Annotated in this window: 21 protein-coding genes; 7 read left to right on the top strand and 14 right to left on the bottom strand. The window is 61.0% G+C overall.

What is annotated here, in order from left to right:
- Positions 1–200: 200 nt before the first annotated feature.
- Positions 201–827 carry a TetR/AcrR family transcriptional regulator gene (locus tag ACTJKS_RS19955; RefSeq protein ID WP_108184135.1) on the top strand — a complete coding sequence of 209 codons (627 nt, stop codon included), beginning with the start codon at positions 201–203 and terminating at the stop codon, positions 825–827.
- Positions 828–962: 135 nt separating this feature from the next.
- Here the strand turns inward: ACTJKS_RS19955 and ACTJKS_RS19950 are convergent, their stop codons facing one another.
- The 8 genes from ACTJKS_RS19950 to ACTJKS_RS19915 all read right to left on the bottom strand — a co-directional run bounded on the left by ACTJKS_RS19950 (position 963) and on the right by ACTJKS_RS19915 (position 8207).
- On the bottom strand, positions 963–1178 hold the full coding sequence (locus ACTJKS_RS19950) for a TOBE domain-containing protein (RefSeq protein ID WP_007967989.1): 216 nt from the start codon (positions 1176–1178) through the stop codon (positions 963–965).
- A gap of 33 nt (positions 1179–1211) precedes the next feature.
- Positions 1212–2018 carry an aliphatic sulfonates ABC transporter ATP-binding protein gene (ssuB, locus tag ACTJKS_RS19945; protein ID WP_108184136.1) on the bottom strand — a complete coding sequence of 269 codons (807 nt, stop codon included), beginning with the start codon at positions 2016–2018 and terminating at the stop codon, positions 1212–1214.
- Positions 2015–2797, bottom strand: coding sequence for an aliphatic sulfonate ABC transporter permease SsuC (gene ssuC / locus ACTJKS_RS19940; protein ID WP_086792340.1), 783 nt, complete (start codon positions 2795–2797; stop codon positions 2015–2017). Before ssuC ends, ssuB begins: the two co-directional genes overlap by 4 nt.
- A gap of 8 nt (positions 2798–2805) precedes the next feature.
- The gene (gene ssuD / locus ACTJKS_RS19935) at positions 2806–3954 is read right to left on the bottom strand and encodes an FMNH2-dependent alkanesulfonate monooxygenase (protein ID WP_041072113.1); all 1149 of its coding nucleotides are present in this window, start codon (positions 3952–3954) and stop codon (positions 2806–2808) included.
- Between the two features lie 25 nt (positions 3955–3979).
- Entirely contained in the window at positions 3980–4960 is a 981-nt protein-coding gene (locus ACTJKS_RS19930) for a sulfonate ABC transporter substrate-binding protein (protein ID WP_108184137.1), read from the bottom strand.
- An 89-nt stretch (positions 4961–5049) separates the two neighbouring features.
- Positions 5050–5643, bottom strand: coding sequence for an NADPH-dependent FMN reductase (gene ssuE / locus ACTJKS_RS19925; RefSeq protein WP_041072109.1), 594 nt, complete (start codon positions 5641–5643; stop codon positions 5050–5052).
- 280 nt (positions 5644–5923) lie between these two features.
- Positions 5924–6562, bottom strand: coding sequence for a peroxiredoxin (locus ACTJKS_RS19920; RefSeq protein WP_108184138.1), 639 nt, complete (start codon positions 6560–6562; stop codon positions 5924–5926).
- A 295-nt stretch (positions 6563–6857) separates the two neighbouring features.
- On the bottom strand, positions 6858–8207 hold the full coding sequence (locus tag ACTJKS_RS19915) for an OprD family porin (protein ID WP_047297205.1): 1350 nt from the start codon (positions 8205–8207) through the stop codon (positions 6858–6860).
- Positions 8208–8571: 364 nt separating this feature from the next.
- Here ACTJKS_RS19915 and tauA point away from each other — a divergent pair, with 364 nt between their 5' ends.
- Positions 8572–9567 (top strand): taurine ABC transporter substrate-binding protein, encoded by a 996-nt coding sequence (gene tauA / locus ACTJKS_RS19910; RefSeq protein WP_108184139.1) that lies wholly within the window; start codon positions 8572–8574, stop codon positions 9565–9567.
- Positions 9568–9691: 124 nt separating this feature from the next.
- Here tauA and argA read toward each other — a convergent pair whose 3' ends face one another.
- Together argA and argE are read right to left on the bottom strand one after the other, a co-directional pair.
- Complete coding sequence (gene argA, locus ACTJKS_RS19905; protein ID WP_007967974.1) at positions 9692–10990, bottom strand: amino-acid N-acetyltransferase; 1299 nt, start codon at positions 10988–10990, stop codon at positions 9692–9694.
- A gap of 259 nt (positions 10991–11249) precedes the next feature.
- Complete coding sequence (gene argE, locus ACTJKS_RS19900; RefSeq protein WP_108184446.1) at positions 11250–12395, bottom strand: acetylornithine deacetylase; 1146 nt, start codon at positions 12393–12395, stop codon at positions 11250–11252.
- Positions 12396–12550: 155 nt separating this feature from the next.
- On the opposite strand from argE, the gene ACTJKS_RS19895 reads away from it, so the two are divergent.
- Positions 12551–13921 carry a CYTH domain-containing protein gene (locus ACTJKS_RS19895; RefSeq protein WP_095668062.1) on the top strand — a complete coding sequence of 457 codons (1371 nt, stop codon included), beginning with the start codon at positions 12551–12553 and terminating at the stop codon, positions 13919–13921.
- A gap of 115 nt (positions 13922–14036) precedes the next feature.
- Here ACTJKS_RS19895 and ACTJKS_RS19890 read toward each other — a convergent pair whose 3' ends face one another.
- Positions 14037–14507 carry an Lrp/AsnC family transcriptional regulator gene (locus tag ACTJKS_RS19890; protein ID WP_108184140.1) on the bottom strand — a complete coding sequence of 157 codons (471 nt, stop codon included), beginning with the start codon at positions 14505–14507 and terminating at the stop codon, positions 14037–14039.
- A 127-nt stretch (positions 14508–14634) separates the two neighbouring features.
- Between ACTJKS_RS19890 and ACTJKS_RS19885 the strand changes: the two genes are divergently transcribed.
- The 3 genes from ACTJKS_RS19885 (at position 14635) to ACTJKS_RS19875 (ending at position 17234) form a co-directional block, all read left to right on the top strand.
- Positions 14635–14973 (top strand): hypothetical protein, encoded by a 339-nt coding sequence (locus ACTJKS_RS19885; protein ID WP_108184141.1) that lies wholly within the window; start codon positions 14635–14637, stop codon positions 14971–14973.
- A gap of 90 nt (positions 14974–15063) precedes the next feature.
- Positions 15064–16848, top strand: coding sequence for a GspE/PulE family protein (locus tag ACTJKS_RS19880; RefSeq protein WP_108184142.1), 1785 nt, complete (start codon positions 15064–15066; stop codon positions 16846–16848).
- Between the two features lie 65 nt (positions 16849–16913).
- Positions 16914–17234, top strand: coding sequence for a DUF2388 domain-containing protein (locus tag ACTJKS_RS19875; protein WP_169843014.1), 321 nt, complete (start codon positions 16914–16916; stop codon positions 17232–17234).
- Positions 17235–17363: 129 nt separating this feature from the next.
- Here ACTJKS_RS19875 and gcvP read toward each other — a convergent pair whose 3' ends face one another.
- A complete protein-coding gene (gene gcvP, locus ACTJKS_RS19870; protein WP_108184143.1) occupies positions 17364–20237 on the bottom strand; it encodes an aminomethyl-transferring glycine dehydrogenase in 2874 nt (957 codons plus the stop codon).
- Positions 20238–20390: 153 nt separating this feature from the next.
- On the opposite strand from gcvP, the gene ACTJKS_RS19865 reads away from it, so the two are divergent.
- Positions 20391–21530: a DegT/DnrJ/EryC1/StrS family aminotransferase gene (locus ACTJKS_RS19865; RefSeq protein ID WP_108184144.1), complete on the top strand. Its 1140-nt coding sequence runs from the start codon at positions 20391–20393 to the stop codon at positions 21528–21530.
- Positions 21531–21636: 106 nt separating this feature from the next.
- Here ACTJKS_RS19865 and gcvH read toward each other — a convergent pair whose 3' ends face one another.
- Both gcvH and gcvT read right to left on the bottom strand, forming a co-directional pair.
- Entirely contained in the window at positions 21637–22020 is a 384-nt protein-coding gene (gene gcvH / locus ACTJKS_RS19860) for a glycine cleavage system protein GcvH (RefSeq protein ID WP_142579867.1), read from the bottom strand.
- 48 nt (positions 22021–22068) lie between these two features.
- A complete protein-coding gene (gene gcvT / locus ACTJKS_RS19855; RefSeq protein ID WP_108184146.1) occupies positions 22069–23151 on the bottom strand; it encodes a glycine cleavage system aminomethyltransferase GcvT in 1083 nt (360 codons plus the stop codon).
- Between the last annotated feature and the right edge of the window lie 106 nt (positions 23152–23257).

Genomic DNA, 23257 nt, shown 5'->3' with positions numbered 1-23257 from the left:
CAGAACACAAACCCCTGTGTTTGGTGTGAAGGGCCGCCTGCGGCGGATCGCTGGCAAGCCAGCTCCCACATGCTCTTCGTCGAGCATAGATTCCAAGTACAAAAACATTCCTTGTGGGAGCTGGCTTGCCAGCGATGGCGTCCGGGCAGACAACATCGAACCCGGCTCGTACAATGCTCGCTGCCCCGCAGGAGACTTCCATGACGCGTCCCGCCCCCGTCCGCAAACCCCGTGCCCGCAGCCAGGCGCGCATCGATTCGATACTCGACGCCGCGCGCACGCTGCTGGCCGCCGAGGGGGTGGCCAGTCTGTCGATCTACAGCGTCGCCGAACGCGCGCAGATTCCGCCCTCCTCCGTGTACCACTTCTTCGCCAGCGTCCCGGCACTGCTCGAAGCGCTGACCGCCGACGTGCATGCGGCGTTTCGCGCCTGCCTGCAAGCGCCGATCGACCACGATGCCCTGCGCGACTGGCGTGACCTGTCGCGGCTGGTCGAGGAGCGGATGCTGGAGATCTACGACGAAGACGCTGCGGCCCGCCAGTTGATCCTCGCCCAGCACGGCCTGACCGAAGTGACCCAGGCCGACCGCCAGCACGACATAGAACTGGGCGACCTGATGCACAAGCTGTTCGACCATCACTTCGAATTGCCGCGCCTGCCGAGCGATGTCGATGTGTTTGCGCTGGCGATGGAACTGGGCGACCGCGTGTATGCACGTTCGGTACAGCAACACGGGCAGATCACACCGCGCATGGCCGAGGAAGGGATGCGGGTGTTTGATGCCTATCTCGGGTTGTATCTGCCGCCTTATCTGCCTAAACGCTAAAAGATCGCAGCCTTCGGCAGCTCCTACAGGCGCGCATTCCCTTGTAGGAGCTGCCGAAGGCTGCGATCTTTTGATCTTCAAAAAGAAAAACCCCGAAGGGCTCACGCCTTTCGGGGTTGTTTTTTACTCACTGGCTTACAACTTGGCGATCGACACCTCGGTGGATTTCACAAAGGCGATCACTTCGCTGCCCACCGCCAGTTCCAGCTCCTTGACCGAGCGGGTGGTGATCACCGAAGTGACGATGCCGGAAGCGGTCTGCACGTCGATTTCCGACAGCACGTCGCCGAGAACGATCTCCTTGATCGAGCCTTTGAACTGGTTGCGCACGTTGATGGCTTTGATAGTCATGGCTTTGATTCCTGTCGTTGGAGGTAACTTGAGTTATTGAGCCCAGCGCAATTGCGTAGGCAGTGGTGAAACAGGTTCCGGCTCCGGCGGTTCGCCAGGCAGGGAGAGAACACGGTTGAGCACTTCGGTTTCCAGCGCCGCCAGTCGATGCGATCCGCGCACGCGCGGACGTGGCAACTCCACTGGCAGGTCGAGGCCGACTTCGCCGTCCTCGATCAGAATCACCCGATCGGCAATCGCCACCGCTTCGCTGACGTCATGGGTCACCAGCAGCACGGTAAACCCATGCTGTTGCCAGAGTCGTTCGATCAGTTGCTGCATCTCGATCCGGGTCAGCGCATCCAGCGCACCCAGTGGCTCGTCGAGCAGCAGCAGGCGCGGCTGATGAATCAGCGCCCGGGCCAGCGCCACACGCTGCTTCTGCCCACCGGACAAGGCGGCCGGCCATTCGTTGGCACGATCGGCCAGACCCACCGCTTCCAGCGCTTCAAGCGCTTGCGGGCGCCAGTTGCCGTTAAGGCCGAGGCCAACGTTGTCGATGATCTTTTTCCACGGCAGCAGCCGTGCTTCCTGGAACATCAGCCGGGTGTCTTCGCGCGCATCGCTCAGCGGTGCGGCACCGGCCAACAGGTCGCCGCCAGTCGGTTGATCGAGGCCGGCGAGCAAGCGCAGGAAGGTGCTCTTGCCGCACCCGCTGCGCCCGACCACGGCGACGAATTGCCCCGCTGGAATGTGCAGGTCGATGTCGCGCAGCACCTGCCGCGCACCAAAGGTTTTCTGCAGGTTGCGCACCACCAGCGGAATCCCGCGCAGCAGGCGTGGAGGTTGTTGAGCGGTCATGCCGCACCTCCCTTGGCAACCTGATAAGCCGGGTGCCAGCGCAACCACACACGTTCAAGTCCACGGGCCGCGAGGTCGGCGAGTTTGCCGAGCACCGCGTAAAGCAGGATCGCCAGCACCACCACATCGGTCTGCAAAAACTCCCGGGCATTCATCGCCAGATAGCCGATGCCGGAGCTGGCGGAAATGGTTTCGGCAACGATCAGCGTCAGCCACATGAAGCCCAGCGCAAAGCGCACGCCGACCAGAATCGAAGGCAGTGCCCCCGGCAGAATCACCTGCCAGAACAAACTGAAACCGGACAGACCATAACTGCGCGCCATTTCCACCAGCGCCGGGTCGACGTTGCGGATGCCGTGATAGGTGTTGAGGTAGATCGGGAACAACGTGCCCAATGCGACCAGAAAAATCTTCGCCGACTCGTCGATGCCGAACCACAGGATCACCAGTGGAATCAGCGCTAGGTGCGGCACGTTGCGGATCATCTGCACCGAGCTGTCGAGCAGGCGTTCGCCCCACTTCGACAGGCCGGTGATGAAGCCCAGCACCAGGCCGATGCTGCCACCGATGGTGAAGCCCAGCGCCGCGCGCCAGCCGCTGATTGCCAGGTGCGTCCAGATTTCGCCGCTGCGCACCAGGCTGACACCGGCCTCGATCACCGCCACCGGTGCCGGCAGAATCCGCGTCGACAACCAACCGGCCGACACCGACAACTGCCACACCGCCAGCAACAGCACCGGCAACGCCCAGGGCGCGAGGTTGTGGATAAGTTTCTTCATGGCGCGCCTCAGCTCTGCGACGCGGCTTTGGGAAGAATGTCGTTAGCCACCATCTCGCCGAACGGGCTGACATAACCGGCGCTTTTCGGCAGCTCCGGACGCTCGATGTCGAGGTGCGGGAACAGCAGCTCAGCGACGCGGTACGACTCTTCGAGGTGTGGATAACCGGAGAAGATGAACGTATCGATCCCCAAATCCGCGTACTCCTTCACGCGGGCGGCCACGGTCGGACCATCGCCGACCAGCGCGGTACCGGCGCCGCCGCGCACCAGACCGACGCCGGCCCACAGGTTCGGGCTGACTTCGAGGTTGTCGCGACTGCCGCCGTGCAGCGCGGCCATGCGTTGCTGACCAACCGAGTCGAAGCGCGCCAGCGATGCTTGCGCACGTTTGATGGTGTCGTCGTCCAGATGCGAGATCAGCCGGTCGGCTGCTTGCCAGGCTTCGGCGTTGGTTTCGCGCACGATCACATGCAGACGAATACCGAATCGCACGGTACGTCCGAGCCTGGCGGCTTTGGCGCGCACCTGCTCGATCTTCTCGGCCACCGCCGCTGGCGGCTCGCCCCAGGTCAGGACCATCTCGACCTGTTCGGCAGCCAGATCCTGCGCTGCTTCCGAAGAGCCACCGAAGTACAGCGGCGGACGCGGTTGCTGGATCGGCGGATAGAGCAGTTTGGCGCCCTTCACGCTGATGTGTTCGCCGTCGTAATCGACGGTTTCGCCTTCCAGCACGCGACGCCAGATGCGGGTGAATTCCACCGAAGCCTGATAACGCGCTTCGTGATCGAGGAACAGACCATCACCGGCCAATTCTTCCGGGTCGCCACCGGTCACCAGGTTGAACAGCGCACGCCCGCCGGACAGACGATCCAGGGTCGCTGCCTGCCGCGCGGCCACCGTCGGGGAAATGATCCCGGGGCGCAGGGCGACAAGGAATTTCAGACGCTGGGTCACCGGGATCAGCGACGCGGCCACCAGCCACGAGTCTTCGCACGAACGGCCGGTGGGAATCAGCACGCCGCCAAAACCCAGACGATCCGCCGCTTGCGCGACCTGTTGCAGATAACCGTGGTCAACGGCGCGGGCGCCTTCGGCGGTGCCAAGGTAATGGCCGTCGCCGTGGGTAGGCAGGAACCAGAAGATATTAAGGCTCATGGAGTGGTCTCCTTGGAAATTCGATTTACTGGGCTTGGGTAACCGAGCTTTGGGCCACAGCGGCCGGTGGTGTCCAGATCACGTCCTTGATGCTCAACGGCTTGGGAATCAGCTTGAGCTGGTAGAAGGTGTCGGCGATTTTCTGTTGCGCGGCGACCACGTCCGGGGTCAGGAACAGCGCACCGTAGCCTTGGCGTTTCACCGAGGTCAGGGTGATGTCCGCCGGCAGGCCGAGCAGTGGCGCGACCTGTTGGGTCACGTCTTCAGGATTGGCTTTGGACCACTCGCCCACGGCGCGCACTTCTTCGACGAGGGTCTTGATCACCTCGGGATTTTTCTGCGCGTAGGGTTTGGTCGCGAGGTAGAACTGATGGTTGTCGACGATGCCTTTGCCGTCACGCAGGGTGTGCGCTTGCAGCTGTTTCTCGGCAGCGGCCTGGTACGGATCCCAGATTACCCAGGCGTCGACGCTGCCGCGTTCGAACGCGGCGCGGGCATCGGCCGGCGGCAGGAATACGGTCTGGATATCAGCGTATTTGAGGCCGGCATCTTCAAGGGCGCGCACCAGCAGGTAGTGCACGTTGGAGCCTTTGTTCAGCGCGACTTTCTTGCCCTTCAGATCGGCGACCGATTTGATCGGCGAGTCTTTCGGTACGAGGATCGCTTCGCTGTTCGGCGCTGGCGGCTCGTAGGCGACATAGAGCAGGTCAGCACCGGCAGCCTGAGCGAATACCGGTGGGGTCTCGCCGGTAACACCGAAGTCGATCGAGCCGACGTTCAGGCCTTCGAGCAGTTGCGGGCCGCCGGGGAATTCAGTCCATTGCACGTCCACGCCTTGCGCGGCCAGACGCTTTTCCAGAGTGCCTTTGGCTTTGAGCAGCACCAGCGTGCCGTATTTTTGATAACCGATCCGTAGAGTCTCGGCCTGAGCTTGAGTAATGGCGCCGAAGGACACAGCCGCAGCAAACAGAGCGACCAGACCACGACGCAAAAATACAGGGCGCATAGCGCTCTCCTTTTTGCTGTTGGGTTTTGGCTGCACCTGCTTGGCCGTTAGCGGCTGAGTAAGGTGAGTGGAGCAAATTCGGGTAAGGCTTAAATGCTCCAGCGAGCACTCAACAAACGTTCATTCAACAGCCCCGGCTCCAGCGGTTTCGGCCGGCGGGCCATGGCACTGACAAACTGCTCCAGTGCCTCGTGCAGACGCTGCTCCAGCGCCGGCGCCAGTTGCGCCTGGGCACTGCCTTCGCCGTAAGCAATCTGGCTGTCCTCGGCAAAAATCCCTTGCAGCATTTCCTGGGCTTTCAATGCCGACAGCACGGGCTTGAGGGCGTAATCGACCACCAGCATGTGGGCGATGCTGCCGCCCGTGGCCATCGGCAGCACAATCTTGTGGTTCAGGGCGCGTTCCGGGAGCAGATCGAGCACGGTCTTCAGTGCGCCGGAAAACGACGCCTTGTACACCGGCGTGGCGATCAGCAGACCGTCGGCGTTTTCAATCTGCGCCAGCAGGTCGAGCACCTTCGGGCTGTCGAAGCGGGCGTGGAGCAAGTCTTCGGCCGGGAAGTCCCGCACCTGATAACTCACCACTTCCACCCCCTGCTCCTGCAACCAGCGTTGCGAGCGCTCCAGCAACACCCCGGAACGGGAGCGCTGGCTGGGACTGCCACCGAGAGAGACGACCAGCATTCAGACGATTCCTTGCGCGTTACAGGCGATTCGCGGGTTGCGATCTCGCTTCGATGGAGTGACCTTACCAGCTGATTTATATATCCATAAATCATATTTATTCATTTGGTTATGCATTTTGGAGATATACATTTCAACAAACTGCGCGCGAAAAAAAGGCCGTCGAAACGGCCTGAAATCCCCTGCTATTTGGATGCACCAAAAGATCGCAGCCTACGGCAGCTCCTACATGGATCGGCTTACTCCTGTAGGAGCTGCCGCAGGCTGCGATCTTTTGATCTTAACGATTCGGCTGCGGCGTCAGGCGCAGGTATGGTTTCACCGCACGATAGCCTTTGGGGAAGCGCCGCTTGATCTCTTCCTCATCCTTGAGCGACGGCACGATCACCACCTCCTCACCGTCCTGCCAGTTGGCCGGGGTGGCCACCTTGTAGTTGTCGGTAAGCTGCAGCGAATCGATCACCCGCAGGATCTCGTGGAAGTTGCGTCCGGTGCTCGCCGGGTAGGTGATGGTCAGGCGGATCTTCTTGTTCGGATCGATGACGAACAGCGAACGCACGGTCAGCGTGTCGTTGGCGTTCGGGTGGATCAGATCATAGAGATCGGACACCTTGCGATCGGCATCGGCCAGGATCGGGAAGTTGACGATGGTGTTCTGGGTTTCGTTGATGTCTTCGATCCACTTGTGGTGCGAGTCCACCGGGTCCACCGACAGCGCAATGGCTTTGACGCCGCGCTTGCTGAACTCATCCTTGAGCTTGGCGGTGAAGCCCAGCTCGGTGGTGCACACCGGGGTGAAGTCGGCCGGGTGGGAGAACAGCACACCCCAGCTATCGCCCAGCCACTCGTGAAAACGAATCTTGCCGGCGCTGGAATCCTGTTCGAAATCGGGGGCGATGTCGCCGAGTCTGAGGCTCATGGTGCTGCTCCTGATGAGTTGTTGGAGAACTCAACTGTAGCTTGGGATTTGCCATCATGAAAAAGAATAAATAACTAGATATCTAGCACTTAAAGGAATATTAAACATCGTTCACTGGACGCTCGCCGCCATCGCGACGAACATCGACCCCAAGGTTCGAGAAGGCCTTGAGTAGCTGCAAAAGAGGGAAATTTCGGGACAGGCTTACGGGGGTGAGCCTGACCCGAAAATGCAAAAGCCCCGTCCGGCGCAATGCCGGACGGGGCTTTTTTACATCAGCCGCTTGAGCGCGCTATTACAGCAGCGGGATCGAGTAGCTGACGATCAGGCGGTTTTCGTCCTGGTCGCGCTGACCCGGGATGTCGTTGCGCCAAGTAGCGTTTTTCCACATGAAGCCCAGGTTCTTGGCCGGGCCTTCAGGAATAACGTAACCGATGGTCAGATCGCGTTCCCACTCGGAGTTGCCGTTGCCGTTCTCACGACGGTTGGAACCCACGGTGTCGATGTCGCTGCCGCGCAGGTAGACCATGCCGGCGGTCAGGCCTGGCAGGCCGACTTTGGCGAAGTCATACGAGTAGCGTGCTTGCCAGGTTTTCTCGCCAGCACGACCGAACTTCTGGATCTGCATGTCGGTAATGGTGTAGTTCGACGAACCGTCGCCCTGGTTCAGCCAAGGGAAGTCGGAGCTGCCGTTGGAAACCTGATAGCCGCCACCGAAAGTGTGACCTTCAACGGTATACAGGAACAGGCCGCTGTACAGGTTGTTGTCGATCGGACCTTTGCCGCTGACATTGCCGACGTAGTTACCGTTGCCGAAGTAGGCGGCGGTGTTGCCGTTGGCGCCGTCGTCGCTGCTGTGGAAGTAGCGGAAGTCAGACTTCAGTACGCCTGGGCCGATTGCCCAGTTATGAACCAGACCCAGGAAGTGCTGCTTGTAGAAGTCTTCCAGGTTGCCGTAGTAGTACTGGGCAGTGAGGTCCTTGGTGATTTTGTAGTCACCACCGGCGTAGTAGAACTTGTTGCTGTTGGCCACGCGAGCGTTCGCACCGCCAACAGACAGGTTCTCGTTGTTACTGGAGTTACGCCCTTTCACTGCTTCGATCTGACCAGCGACCAGAGTCAGGTCCTTGATCTCGCCGGAAGTGATCTGGCCACCCTGCCAGGTTTGTGGCAGCAGACGACCGTCGTTGGTCACGATGACCGGGTTCTTCGGCTGCAACGTGCCCAGCTTCAGTTCGGTCTGAGAGATTTTGGCCTTGGCGGTCAGGCCCAGACTCGAGAAGTTATCAACAGCTTCGCCATTGGACTTGCTCGGGAACACGGTGCCACCGTAGGACGTCGAGGTTGCACCGTTGGTGCCGCCGCCCGAATCCAGGCGCACGCCCAGCAGGCCGATGGCGTCGATACCGAAGCCTACGGTGCCTTGGGTGTAACCGGAGATGAAACGCAGATCGAAGCCTTGGCCCCATTCTTCGTTCTTGTTCTGAGCGCCAGCCGCTTTGGTGCCGGAGTCACGGTTATCGGTGTTGATGTAGAAGTTACGCAGCCCCAAAGTAGCTTTGCTGTCTTCGATGAAACCGGCGGCGCCTGCCTGCTGCGCCAAAACCCCTACGGCCACAGCCAGGGCCAAGGTGGACTTGTTCATGTAAAGCTCCTCTCGTTTCTAATTCTTGTGTTCCTGGCCCGGGGTCTGATGCCCTGGATCCTAAGATGCGCGATTAGCGCCAGACCGTGACTGACAAGTCAATCGTAACCTTGTGTGTCTACGACCAAGGTCTAATCGCAGTGATTTGGTCCGTGCAGAGTAAAGATTTCCTGATAAACCCAAAAAGAATTTATTCATTCTTTTTCATATCATTTGGAAATATGGCCAGTATCGTGCCACCTCCGCCGGGAAACAGCGTATCGGCGACTAAGCTCATTCCTAAATGGTATTTGTTAGCCTTTTTTTATATCGATTAGCTTTGGCGCAACCCCGATTCGTCAAACCCTATCGAAAAGGCGACGCCATGATGGCCAAACGCGCACTATCTAGTCAATTTGTTACAGTTTGTGTATCAGCGCTGATTTCTTTTTCCGCCCATGCCGCCAACCTCACTGTTGGCTATCAAACCGGTATCGACCCGAGCAAAGTCCCTCAGGCCGACGGCGTCTACGAGAAGACCATCGGCGAGAAAATCGACTGGCGTCGCTTCAACAGTGGCCCGGAAGTTGTGACAGCCATCGCATCAGGCGACGTACAGATCGGCAACCTTGGCTCCAGCCCTCTGGCAGCGGCCGCTTCGCGCAATCTGCCGATCGTCGCTTTCATTGTTTCAGCGCAGATCAACGCCGCCGAGGCGCTGGTGGTGCGCAATGGCAGCGGGATCAATACCCCGCAGGATCTGGTCGGCAAGACCATCGCCACGCCTTTCGTTTCCACCTCCCACTACAGCTTGCTCGGCGCACTCAAGCACTGGGGCCTGGACACCTCGAAAGTCAAAGTGGTGAACCTGCAGCCCGCAGAAATCGCAGCGGCGTGGAAGCGTGGAGATATAGATGGCGCGTTTGTCTGGTCGCCGGCGCTGGGGGAAATCCGCAAGACCGGCAAGACCCTGACCGATGCCGCACAAGTCGGCCAATGGGGCGCACCGACCTTCGAAGTCTGGGTCGCGCGCAAGGACTACGCCGAGAAGCACCCTGAGGTGGTGGCCAAGTTTGCCAAGGTCACTCTAGACGCATTTGCCGATTACGCCAGCCATAAAGACAGCTGGACGGCGGACTCGGCGCCGGTGCAGAAAATCGCCAAATTGACCGGTGCCAATGCGGCCGACGTACCGGAGCTGCTGGCCGGGTCGGCCTTCCCGGATGCCAAGGCGCAGCAAACCACCGCACTGCTGGATGGCGGCACGGCCAAGGCGATAGGTGAGACGGCGAAGTTTTTGAAGGAACAAGGCAAGGTCGAGACGGTGCTGCCGGACTACTCGCCGTACGTCAGTGCGAAGTTTGTAACCGAAAACAATTGAATAGGTGGCGAGGGGATTCATCCCCGATGGACTGCGCAGCAGTCCCCTGCTTTTGCTAAAGCGGGGGCCGCTGCGCGGCCCATCGGGGATGAATCCCCTCGCCACAAAAGTCCTTCGCTAATCTTCAGAGGGTCTTTTCGAAGATCTTCGAATTGCGCTGATAGTTGTACAGCGACGCCCGCGCCGCCGGCAGGCGCTCGACGCTGCTAGGCTCGAAGCCACGTTCGCGGAACCAGTGCGCGGTACGGGTGGTGAGGACGAACAGGGTTTTCAACCCTTGCGCCCGGGCACGGGTCTCGATGCGCTCCAGCAGCTCATCGCCGCGACCACCATGGCGGTACTCCGGATTCACCGCCAGGCACGCCAGTTCACCGGCGTCCGAATCGGCAATCTGGTACAGCGCCGCACAAGCAATGATCATCCCTTCACGCTCAACCACACTGAACTGCTCGATTTCGCGCTCCAGCACTTCGCGCGAGCGACGCACCAGAATCCCCTGCTCTTCCAGTGGGCTGATCAGGTCGAGCAAACCGCCGACGTCTTCAATCGCCGCCTCGCGCACCAATTCGAATTGCTCCTGAGCGACCAGCGTACCGCCACCATCGCGGGTGAACAGTTCGGTCAGCAGTGCACCGTCCTCGGCATAGCTGACGATATGGCTGCGCGCGACACCGCCACGGCAGGCCTCGGCGGCGGCATCCAGCAGTTCGGCCTGATAGTTGTTGCCCAGACGCGCCAGATGCGCAGGTACTTGTTGCGGACGCAGTTCGCGCACCAGTTTGCCGTTTTCGTCGATCAGACCGAGGTCGGCGCCGAACAGCAACAGTTTGTCGGCACCGAGGTCGATGGCGGCGCGGGTGGCGACGTCTTCGCAGGCGAGGTTGAAGATTTCCCCGGTCGGCGAGTAGCCCAGCGGCGACAGCAGCACGATCGAGCGCTCGTCGAGCAGGCGATTGATGCCTTTGCGGTCGACCCGGCGCACTTCGCCGGTGTGGTGATAGTCGACACCCTCGAGCACGCCGATCGGCCGCGCTGTAACCAAGTTGCCGCTGGCCACCCGCAGACGCGAGCCCTGCATCGGCGACGAGGCCATGTCCATCGACAGCCGCGCTTCGATGGCGATGCGCAACTGACCGACCGCGTCGATCACACATTCCAGGGTTGCCGCATCGGTGATGCGCATGCCGTGGTGATAGTGCGGGGTCAGGCCGCGAGCGGCGAGGCGGGTTTCAATCTGCGGACGCGAACCGTGGACCAGCACCAGACGCACGCCGAGGCTGTGCAACAGCACCAGGTCGTGGACGATGTTGCCGAAGTTCGGATGCTCCACACCGTCGCCGGGCAGCATGACGACGAACGTGCAGTCGCGGTGAGCGTTGATGTAAGGGGACGCGTGACGAAGCCAATTGACGTATTCGGGCATGAACCTGGGCCTGTAATAAATAGCAGCCGGAAAAAAGGGCGAAACGGAAAACGCACAGCGGGCTGATGGTTATCGTCGGAACAGGCTTGGCGACACGCGCGTTCTCCTCATGAATACGGGTTGGATTCCCACTAATTTAACGTCTTCCCCTGTAGGAGCTGCCGCAGGCTGCGATCTTTTGACTTTGTTTTTAAGAGACAAGATCAAAAGATCGTCCGAACGCGGCCCGAGCCTTCGGCAGCGCCTACAAGGGATGTGTTCAATTCTTCAGGCAGTAATGTTCAACCAACTGCCGCAATAGATGCACGGTAGGCTGCAAACGTGACATTTCGAGGTATTCGCCGGGCTGGTGGGCACAGGCGATGTCGCCGGGGCCGAGCACGATGGTTTCGCAGCCAAGGCGCTGAAGATAAGGCGCTTCGGTGCCAAACGCCACTGTTTCGGCACGATGGCCGGTGAGCTTTTCGGCGATGCGCACCAATTCGGCGTCTTCGGCCTGTTCGAACGGCGGTACTTCTGGGAACAACGGTTTGTAATCGATCTTCACCTGGTGCCGCTCGGCCACGGGATTGAGCTTGCGCAGGATCTCCGCACGCAGCACTTTCGGGTCCATGCCCGGCAACGGACGCAGGTCGAACTCCAGCGAACACTGGCCACAGATGCGATTCGGGTTGTCGCCGCCATGAATACAACCAAAGTTCATGGTCGGTTGCGGCACGCTGAACTGCGGATTGTTGAATTCACGCTGCCACAACAGGCGCAAACCGCGCAGCTCGCCGATGGCATCGTGCATCGCTTCGAGGGCACTGTGCCCCAAACGCGGATCCGACGAATGGCCGCTCTGCCCGAGGATATCGATGCGCTCCATCATGATGCCCTTGTGCATGCGGATCGGCTTGAGCCCGGTCGGCTCGCCGATCACCGCCGCACGGCCCAGTGGCTTGCCGGCCTCGGCCAGCGCCCGGGCACCGGACATCGAGCTCTCTTCATCACAGGTGGCGAGGATCAGCAGCGGTTGCTTGAACGGTTGATCGAGCAGCGGCTGCACGGCCTCGATGATCAGCGCGAAAAAGCCCTTCATGTCGCAACTGCCCAGCCCGACCCAGCGGCCGTCAACTTCGGTAAGCTTCAGCGGATCGGTCTGCCACAGCGCATCGTCATAAGGCACGGTATCGCTGTGCCCGGCCAGCACCAGACCGCCGGGGCCGCTGCCGTAACTGGCGAGCAGGTTGAATTTGCCGGGGCTGACCTGCTGGATATCGCAGCTGAAGCCCAGATCACCCAGCCAGCCGGCGAGCAAATCGATCACCGCCCGGTTGGACTGATCCAGGCCCGGTTGGGTGCAACTGACCGACGGTACGGCGATCAGTGCAGCGAACTGGTCTTGCATGGACGGCAAAGGCATCGCTGACTCCAACTCCGATTTGAAGTCCATCATAGAGCCATCCGGCGCCAGGAATAAACCGCCGCAGGGCGTAGGAAGTTTGAGTCCTGTACACTGCACGGCCTTGGCAGCCACACATTCCCCCGGCTGCGCTCCCGATCCTGGATTTTCCGGCCATGCAGAAAGAAACCGAAATCAAACTCCGCGTCAGCCGCGAAACCCTCGCTGCCCTGCGCGAGCACCCGCTACTGAAAAAACGCAACAAAAATGGCTGGGAACGCCGTGAGTTGATGAACCAGTACTTCGACACCCCCGAGCGCGACCTGGCCCAGGCCAAAGTCGCCCTGCGCCTGCGCAAGGACGGTGACGAAGTGATTCAGACCCTCAAGACCCGCGGCCAGAGCGTTGCCGGTCTGTCCGAGCGTAATGAATACGACTGGAAGTTGCCCAAAGCCAAGCTCGACGTGAAGAAACTCGACGGCGAATGCTGGCCCGAGTCACTGGCCGAGCTGGACAAGAAAACCCTGAAGCCGATCTTCACCACCGACTTCGTCCGCGAGCGTGCGGAAATCGCCTGGGGCCGCGGCAAGGCCAAAGTCGTCATCGAAGCTGCGCTGGATCTGGGCCACGTGGTGGTCGGCAAGCAGAAAGAAGAAATCTGCGAGCTGGAACTGGAACTGCGCGAAGGCGAGCCGGCCGCACTGCTGGAACTGGCCGCCGAACTGGCCGAAACCCTGGCCCTGATGCCGTGCGACATCAGCAAGGCCGAGCGCGGCTACCGTCTGTACGACGCCAACAGCTACTCGCTGAGCCTGCCGGCGCCGCAACTGACCCCGGAAACCCCACTCGACGACGCGTTCGCCGCATTGGCCTGGCACTTGCTCGGCAGCAGCCAGCGTCTGGCCGAACAATATCGCTTCAATGGCCACTGGCGCCTGCTGCAGGACTGGGTCGAGAACCTCGCCGAAATGCGCGCCCTGCTCAGCAGCCTCGGCCAGGCGGCACCGCGTCCGGCCACTCACGACCTGCGCGTGGCGCTGGACGCATTGCTCGAAGACTGGCGCCCGCTGGTTCAGGTCGGCATCGAAGACGAAGACGTGCGCAAGGCGGCGCCGGAGCAATTCCTCGAAGAACTGGAAGACCCGCGCTGGGGCCTGTTCTCGCTGACCGCATCACGCTGGCTGCTGGCCCGCGCCTGGACCGCCGAGCGCAACACCCGCGGCAACCGCCAGGGCGCCGCGCAACTGCACAGCTGGCTGCCGCGCCTGCTGGGCGAGGAAGCCACGTCCCTGCAATTGCAGCGCTATCAGCAGCAACCGGAAGATCTGGCCGAGCAACTGCCGCGCATCGAGCGCATCCAGGTCTGGCTGCACCACGCGCGCAACGTGCTGGAGATTGCGGAAATGGATCGCCTGTACGGCGAGCTGAACAAACTGGCGCAACTGGCCAACGAACCGACCATCACTGACGAACTGCTCGATGCGCGCAAGCAGCAGGCGATTGCGGTTTATCAGAATCGTGCGTGGAAAATGCTGCTGCGCATGTGATGACTGCGTGGTGAGGGGATTCATCCCCGATGGACTGCGCAGCAGTCCCTGCTTTCGACTAAAGCGGGGCCGCTTCGCGACCCATCGGGGATGAATCCCCTCGCCACAGAGGCCATCAGCGCATGACCGGCAGGCTGGTGGTGGACTTGATCTCCGACAGCGCCACAATCGAATTCACTTCCTGAATCCCCGGCACCAGCGACAGTTTCTCGAAAAAGAACCGCTCATACGCCTCGATGTCCGCCGCGACAATCCGCAACAGAAAATCTACCGCGCCCATCAGCACGTAGCACTCCAGCACTTCCGGAAAACCGCGAATCGCCTCGGTGAATTCGGTGAAGTTCGACCGCCCGTGGGCGTTGAGCTTGATCTCGGCGAAGATCTGCGTGTTCAGGCCGATCTTCTTGCGATCAAGCAAGGTCACCTGGCCGCGAATGATGCCCTCCTCCTTCATCCGCTGAATGCGCCGCCAGCACGGTGACTGCGACAGGCCCACCTGCTCGGCGATCTGTGCGCTGGACAAGGAAGCGTCCTCTTGCAGCAGGGCGAGAATCCTGCGGTCGTAGCTGTCCAGATCGCTGTGCATAGAAAAACCTCAAATATCAATTCATGCGAATCAATCCAGTCGACCATTCGCCAATTACACCGATCTTAGCCAAGAAATACCCGGCACCGAATGTAAAAATTTCTCCAGTATTATTTGGAGACTCGCCATGCCGCACCTCGAAGCCGTGAATACCGCACCAACCCGGGCCGATGTCTGGAACGTCAACAACAGCCATTGCCTGGCGCAGTATCAGATCCTCGCCGAAGCCGAGCCGGATCTGCTGGTGCGGGTGCTGAACCTGTTCGCGCTGCAGTTCCTCACGCCTGAACAGGTCAATGTGCAGCGGATGGACGACTTGATGTCGATCGACATCGTCATGGGCGGTTTCAGTTGGCATCGCGCCCAAGTGATTGCTGAAAAACTTCGTAACCTGATCAGCGTCTGCTCGGTCAACCTGCAAAACGCCGACGCGGCGTGGGATACGCCCGCGCAAGCGGTTGGCTGAAAAATCCGGCAACGGCTTTGTCGGGTAGTGGCCCAACGGTCTGCGGGGCCACGACTATCCTTTGCGAACTGTCGTTCAAAAGGAGCCCGCATGTCCGTTCAACTCGCCACTCAGGACCGCTGGCTGGATCTCAACGATGTGTTGCGTGAATTGGTCGCCCAAGGGTTCATCAGCCAGGATTCGGCGGAGCAGGCGCTCAATGCCCGACGCCGCCACGCGACCCACGGCCAGCAGCACCCGCTGGAGTTCATTGCCAGCCAGCAACTGGATGACCTCAGCCGTCCGGGTAAACATCTGGATCTGGAAAGCCTGACCCTGTGGCTGGCGCAGCAGGCCGGCCAACCGTACATGCGCATCGACCCGTTGAAGATCAACGTCGCCGCCATCACCCCGCTGATGTCCTACGCCTTTGCCCAGCGGCACAGGATTCTCGCGGTGGCGGTCGACCGCGATGCGGTGGTCGTGGCCAGCGCCCAGCCCTACGTCACCGGTTGGGAGGCTGACTTGACCCACGTGCTGAAGCTGCCGATCAAACGGGTGGTCGCCAACCCGGTGGACATCCAGCGCTTCAGCGTCGAGTTCTTCCGCCTGGCCAAATCGGTCAGCGGCGCCAGCAATGCCGATCAGCAAAGCGGCAACCTCGGCAACTTCGAACAACTGCTCAATCTCGGCGCCAGCGATCAGGAGCCGGATGCCAACGATGCGCATATCGTCAACATCGTCGACTGGCTGTTCCAGTACGCCTTCCAGCAGCGCGCCAGCGATATCCACATCGAACCGCGCCGCGAACAGGGCACCGTGCGTTTCCGCATCGACGGCGTGCTGCACAACGTCTATCAATTCCCGCCGCAGGTGACCATGGCGATCGTCAGTCGCCTGAAAAGCCTCGGGCGGATGAACGTCGCCGAGAAGCGCAAACCCCAGGACGGCCGGGTCAAAACCAAAACCCCGGACGGCGGCGAGGTGGAGCTGCGGCTTTCAACGCTACCCACCGCGTTTGGCGAAAAAATGGTCATGCGGATTTTTGACCCGGAAGTGCTGCTCAAGGACTTCGATCAGTTGGGCTTTTCCGCCGATGACCTGCGCCGCTGGCAGGACATGACCCGCCAGCCCAACGGCATCATCCTGGTCACCGGGCCAACCGGTTCGGGCAAGACCACCACGCTCTACACCACGCTGAAGAAACTGGCGACGCCGGAGATCAACCTCTGCACCATCGAAGACCCGATCGAAATGGTCGAGCCGGCGTTCAACCAGATGCAGGTGCAGCACAACATCGACCTGAGCTTCGCCGCCGGCGTGCGCGCGCTGATGCGGCAAGACCCGGACATCATCATGATCGGCGAGATTCGCGACCTGGAAACCGCGGAAATGGCGATTCAGGCGGCACTCACCGGCCACCTGGTGCTGTCGACCCTGCACACCAACGATGCCCCCAGCGCTATCAGCCGGTTACTCGAACTCGGCGTGCCGCACTACCTGATCAAGGCCACGGTGCTCGGGGTCATGGCCCAGCGTCTGGTGCGTACCTTGTGCCCGCACTGCAAGGCGCCGCTGACGCTGGAAGAGGAGGACTGGCAGACCCTGACCCGCCCCTGGCAGGCGCCGCTGCCGGGCAATGCGCAACGCGCGATCGGCTGCCTGGAGTGTCGCGACACCGGTTATCGCGGACGCGCCGGGGTCTACGAAATCATGCAGTTGAGCGATAGCCTCAAAGCGCTCATCACCCCCGACACCGACCTCACCGCCATCCGCCGGCAAGCCTTCAAGGAAGGCATGCGCAGCCTGCGCCTGTCGGGTGCGCAGAAGGTCGCGGCGGGGCTGACCACCCTCGAAGAAGTGCTGCGGGTGACACCGCAGAGCGAGCAGAAATAGGCCGCTACGGAACCGGATCGGGGAATCGTTATCCAACGCCGTAGTTAACCCCCAGGAGTCACTCAATCATGCGTCTCAAACTTGCTGTCGCCACCCTTGCCTTGCTGTCCCTTCCCGTTGGTTCAGCGATGGCCGACAGCTTTTGGCGTAACGTCATTTCGTCCGGCGCCACCACCGGTTCGACCTACCTGACCTTCAAGGATCACAAGCTGATCGTTGCCGCGCAGGACGACGCCGGCAGCTTCGTCGCCAGCGATGGCGGCATTCGTGGGCCATATCTGGAAGCAGCCATGCAGAAAGTCCGCGCCGACAATCCGGGCCTGCAGGCCACGGACATGGAACTGGCGAATGCGATTCTGGCGAAGAACGCAGTGGCTTCCGAGTAAGCCCGGCGCCAACAAAAATGCCGCTCGATCGAGCGGCATTTTTTTAAGCAAAAAGCAAAAGATCGCAGCCTTCGGCAGCTCCTACAGGGATCAGTGTAGGAGCTGCCGAAGGCTGCGATCTTTTGCTCTTCAGCGGTAATCGTCCACCGGGACGCAGGCACAAAACAGATTGCGATCCCCATAAACGTTATCCACCCGATTCACCGCCGGCCAATACTTGTGCGCCTTGGTGTGTGCATCCGGGGTGATGCCCTGCTCGATGCTGTAAGGCCGCTCCCAGACTCCGGTGACATCCGCCAGGGTATGCGGCGCGCGCTTGAGCGGGTTGTCTTCCGCCGGCCAGTTGCCGTTCTGCACTTCGGTGATTTCCGCACGGATGCTCAGCATGGCGCCGATAAACCGGTCCAGTTCGGCCTTGGATTCGCTCTCGGTCGGCTCGACCATCAACGTCCCCGGCACCGGAAAAGACATGGTTGGCGCATGGAAACCGTAGTCCATCAGGCGCTTGGCGACGTCTTCTTCGCTGATCCCGGTCTGCGCCTTCAACGGCCGCAGATCGAGAATGCATTCATGGGCCACCCGCCCGTTGCGCCCGGTATACAGCACCGGAAATGCGCCGGATAAATGCTGCGCCAGATAGTTCGCGGCGAGGATCGCCACCTCACTGGCATCCGCCAGTTGCGGCCCCATCATCGCGATGTACATCCAGCTGATCGGCAAAATACTCGCACTGCCCCACGGCGCCGCGCTGACTGCGCCGTTCTGCGGCAGCGGGCCGTCAATCGGCACAACCGGATGATTGGCGACGAACGGCGCCAGGTGCGCGCGAATGCCGATCGGCCCCATGCCCGGCCCGCCACCGCCGTGGGGAATGCAGAACGTCTTGTGCAGGTTCATGTGCGACACGTCGGCGCCGATGTCCGCCGGCCGCGCCAGCCCGACCTGCGCATTCAGATTGGCGCCGTCCATGTACACCTGCCCGCCGTGCTGGTGGATAACTTCGCAGATTTCGCTGATGCCCTCCTCGTAAACACCATGGGTCGACGGATAGGTCGCCATCAGGCACGACAATTTGTCCCCCGCCTCGGCCGCCCTGGTTTTCAGGTCGTCCAGATCGACGTTGCCGGCCTCGTCGCATTCGACGATCACCACGCGCATCCCGGCCATCTGCGCCGAGGCCGGGTTGGTGCCGTGGGCCGAGGACGGGATCAGGCAAATATCCCGCGCGCCCTGATGCCGGCTCTCGTGATATTTGCGAATCGCCAGCAGCCCGGCGTACTCGCCCTGAGCCCCGGAGTTGGGCTGCATGCAGATTGCATCGAACCCGGTGATCGCGCACAGCCAGCGCTGCAGTTCTTCGATCATCAAGGTGTAACCGACTGCCTGCTCCCGAGGCGCGAACGGGTGCAGATTGGCGAACTGCGGCCAGGTGATGGGGATCATCTCGCTGGTGGCGTTAAGTTTCATGGTGCAGGAGCCCAGCGGGATCATCGACTGGTTGAGCGCCAGATCCTTGTTCTCCAGTTGCTTGAGGTAGCGCAGCATCTCGGTTTCGCTGTGATGCGCGTTGAACACCGGGTGGCGCAGGTACGGCGTGTTGCGCTGCAGATGGTCGGGAATGCCGGAAACCAGTGCTTCTGCGTCAATGTCGTCGACGTTCAAACCATGATCGGCACCGAGCAGCACATCGAACAGCTTCGCCACCGTGTTTTCATCGCACGTCTCGTCGAGGCTCAACCCCACTCGGCCACGGCCGAGAATCCGCAGGTTGATCTGCGCGGCCCTGGCACTGTCGATGATCGCGCTCTGCGCACCACCCACCTCCAGCGTGAGGGTGTCGAAAAACTGTCCGTTGACCCGCGCAATACCATGGCGCTCAAGGCCCGCCGCCAGGATGCAGGTCAAGCGGTGCACGCGCTGGGCGATGCGTTTCAAGCCTTGCGGCCCGTGATACACCGCGTAGCAACTGGCGATGTTGGCCAGCAGCACCTGCGCGGTGCAGATGTTCGAGTTGGCCTTCTCGCGGCGAATATGTTGCTCACGGGTTTGCAGGGCCATGCGCAACGCGACGTTACCGCGTGCGTCTTTCGACACGCCGATGATCCGCCCCGGAATCGCCCGTTTGTACTCCTCACGGCTGGCAAAAAACGCTGCGTGCGGGCCACCGTAGCCCATCGGTACGCCAAAGCGCTGGGACGAACCGAACACCACGTCCGCGCCCAGTTCACCCGGCGGCGTCAACAGCAACAGGCTCAGCAGATCGGTGGCGACACACGCTAACGCCTGCTGCGCGTGCAACTGATCGATGACCGGACGCAGATCACGGATCTCGCCATGAGTGTCGGGATACTGCAGCAACGCGCCGAATACCTGATGCTGGTTGAGGTTATCCACAGCGTCGATGATCAGCTCGAAGCCGAAACCTTCGGCGCGGGTCTGCACCACGGAGATGGTTTGCGGATGACAGTTCTCATCGACGAAAAACAGATTGCTCTTCGACTTCGCCACACGCTTGGCCAGCGCCATGGCTTCTGCAGCGGCGGTGGCTTCGTCGAGTAACGAGGCGTTGGCCAGTTCAAGTCCGGTGAGGTCGATGGTCAGTTGCTGAAAATTCAGCAACGCTTCGAGACGGCCCTGGGCGATCTCCGGTTGATACGGGGTGTACGCGGTGTACCAACCAGGATTTTCCAGCACGTTACGCAGAATGACGGTCGGCGTCAGCGTGCCGTAGTAGCCCATGCCGATCAGACTGGTCCACACCTGATTCTGCTCGGCGTAACCGCGCAGCTTGGCCAGCGCCGCCTGCTCATCAAGGGCCGGCGGCAAATCCAGTACCCGGTTCAGCCGAATGCCCGGCGGCACCGTCTGCTCGATCAGTTCAACCCGGCTGCCGAGACCGAGGCTGTCGAGCATCGCCTGTTGCTCGGCAGCGTCGGGCCCCAAATGGCGGCGCAGGAAGACTTCGGGGTCGCGTAACTGGCTCAAGGATGGCAACTGGGACATGACGGGCTCTCTCTTGGCTGCTCGGCGTCAATGCAACACGGTCAAACCAGCATAGCAGCCGATACCGACGCGCACGGCTTGGCGGCAGCGGGGGTTCCGGGGCATGCTGTAGCGCCTGCATCAGGCGTCCAACTTCCGGATGATCGAACCCTCATGAGCCAACTGCCGTTCCTGCCGTTTTCCAAACCTGTCATTGATGAAGCCACGATTGCCGCCGTCGGCGATGTACTGCGCTCCGGCTGGATCACCAGCGGGCCGAAGGTCCAGGCCTTTGAAGCGCAGTTGTCGGAATATTTCGGCGGACGCCCGGTGCGCACCTTCAACTCCGGCACCTGCACCATGGAAATCGCCCTGCGCATCGCCGGCATTGGCCCGGGTGACGAAGTGATCACCACGCCGATTTCCTGGGTCGCCACCGCCAACGTGATCCTCGAAGTCGGCGCCACCCCGGTGTTCGCCGACATCGACCCGGTGACCCGCAACATTGATCTGGACAAGCTCGAGGCAGCGATCACCCCACGCACCAAAGCGCTGATTCCGGTGTACCTCGCCGGCCTGCCGGTGGACATGGATCGGCTATATGCCATCGCGCGCAAACACAATCTGCGGATTGTCGAAGACGCCGCGCAGGCGTTGGGTTCGAGCTGGAACGGCCAGCGCATCGGCGCCACTGGCGACTTCGTGTCGTTCAGTTTCCAGGCCAACAAGAACGTGACCTGTTCCGAGGGCGGCTGCCTGGTGCTGAACACCCCGGAAGAGGCGCGGCTGGCGGAGAAGTACCGCCTGCAGGGCGTGACCCGCAACGGCTTTGATGGTCTGGACGTCGATGTGCTCGGTGGCAAGTTCAACATGACCGACATCGCCGCCACCATCGGCCTCGGCCAGTTCGCCCATATCGAGGCGCTGACCGCCCATCGTCAGGAACTGGCCCGGCACTATTTCAAATGTTTTGGCGATGACTTTGAAGCGACCTATGGCGCGCAACTGCCGCCAGCGGATTTCACTCACAGCAACTGGCACCTGTTTCAGCTGGTACTGCCGGAGCGCAAGGACGGTTTGCCGGCCCGCGCTACGTTCATGGAACAGATGCAGGCACACGGCGTCGGCATCGGCTATCACTACCCGCCGATTCATTTGCTGAGTCTGTACCGCGAGCGCGGTTTCAAGGAAGGCATGCTGCCGGTGGCCGAGCGCGTCGGGCGACTGATTGTGTCGTTGCCGATGTTCAACACCATGATCAAGGAAGATGTCGAGCGGTCGGTGGCGGCGGTGAAAGCGGTATTGAAACCCTGAAGCGCTCTTAATGTAGGAGCTGCCGCAGGCTGCGATCTTTTGATCTTGTCTTTAAAAACAAAGTCAAAAGATCGCAGCCTGCGGCAGCTCCTACAGGGGGCGAGGATTATTCGCCGATTGCAGCCTTGTAGCCCTCGGCGTCCAGCAGTTTTTCCAGCTCGGCTTTGTCGCTTGGCTTGAGCTTGAAAATCCAGGCGTTGTAAGGGTCGTTGTTCAGCTCTTCCGGCGCGTCAGCCAGCGCTTCGTTGATTGCGGTCACTTCGCCGCTGATCGGCGAGTAGATGTCGGACGCCGCTTTCACGGACTCGACCACACCGGCCGCTTCACCGGCTGCAAACACCTTGCCCACTTCAGTCAACTCGACAAACACCACATCGCCCAGCGCTTGCTGCGCGTGATCGCTGATGCCCACGGTAACGGTGCCGTCGGCTTCCAGGCGTGCCCATTCATGACTTTCGGCAAAACGCAGTTCAGCGGGGATATTGCTCATGCTCGGTGTCCTCAAGAAATTGTCAGCGGTCAGGCCCGCCGGAAAAGGTCAGATCAAGGTTTTGCCATGGCGCACGAAGGTCGGTTTGACCACTCGTACCGGATACCACTTGCCACGGATTTCCACTTCGGCGCGGTCGGCGGTGGCCATCGGTACACGCGCCAGGGCAATCGATTTGCTTAGCGTAGGAGAGAAACTACCACTGGTGATCTCTCCTTCGCCAACATCGGCGATACGAACCACCTGATGGGCACGTAAAACACCGCGCTCCTCAAGCACCAGCCCCACCAGTTTGTGCGCAACGCCGGCGGCTTTTTCCGCTTCCAGCGCAGCACGCCCGATGAACTGCCGCGAGGTCGGTTCCCAGGCAATGCTCCAGGCCATATTGGATGCCAGCGGCGAGACATCTTGATGAATGTCCTGGCCGTAGAGGTTCATCCCGGCCTCGACCCGCAACGTATCGCGGGCGCCGAGGCCGATCGGCGAAATGCCGGCACCGACCAGATCGTTGAAAAATCCCGGCGCCTGCTCGGCCGGCAAGGCGATTTCCAGGCCATCCTCACCGGTGTAGCCGGTGCGCGCAATGAACCAGTCGCCATCGACGTGAGCTTCGAACGGTTTGAGATGTTTGATCAGTTCGGCGCGGGACTGGGTCACCAGTTCGGCAATTTTCTGCCGGGCCTGCGGGCCTTGAATGGCGAGCATCGCCAGATCCTGACGCTCATGCAATTGCACGTCGTAACCGTCGACCTGCGCCTGCATCCATGCCAGATCCTGGTCGCGAGTGGAGGCGTTGAATACCAGACGATAACGGTCTTCGAGGCGATAGACGATCATGTCGTCGACGATGCCGCCACGCTCGTTGAGCATCGTGCTGTAGAGCGCGCGGCCGGGGCGGTGCAGGCGCTCGACGTCATTGGCCAGCAAATGCTGCAGCCAGCCCTTGGCCTGTGGGCCATCGACGTCGATAACGGTCATATGGGAAACATCGAACACCCCGCAATCGCGGCGCACCTCATGGTGTTCCTCGACCTGCGAGCCGTAATGCAGTGGCATGTCCCAACCGCCAAAATCGACCATCTTCGCGCCGAGGGCGAGATGCAGGTCATACAGAGGCGTACGCTGTCCCATGGGTTTCTCCTTCCGGGCGTGGCGAAGGTGCGGACAGCCGCTGCACGGGGTGAAAGCCGCTAAATAGAAGGCTTTCAGCCGATTTCAGCGAACGGGTCTGTCAGAC

Source organism: Pseudomonas sp. 22189, from assembly GCF_052045635.1.
GTDB lineage: Bacteria > Pseudomonadota > Gammaproteobacteria > Pseudomonadales > Pseudomonadaceae > Aquipseudomonas > Aquipseudomonas parakoreensis.
The sequence above is the reverse complement of the archived record's forward strand: the minus strand, read 5'-3'. Positions and strand labels throughout refer to the sequence as shown.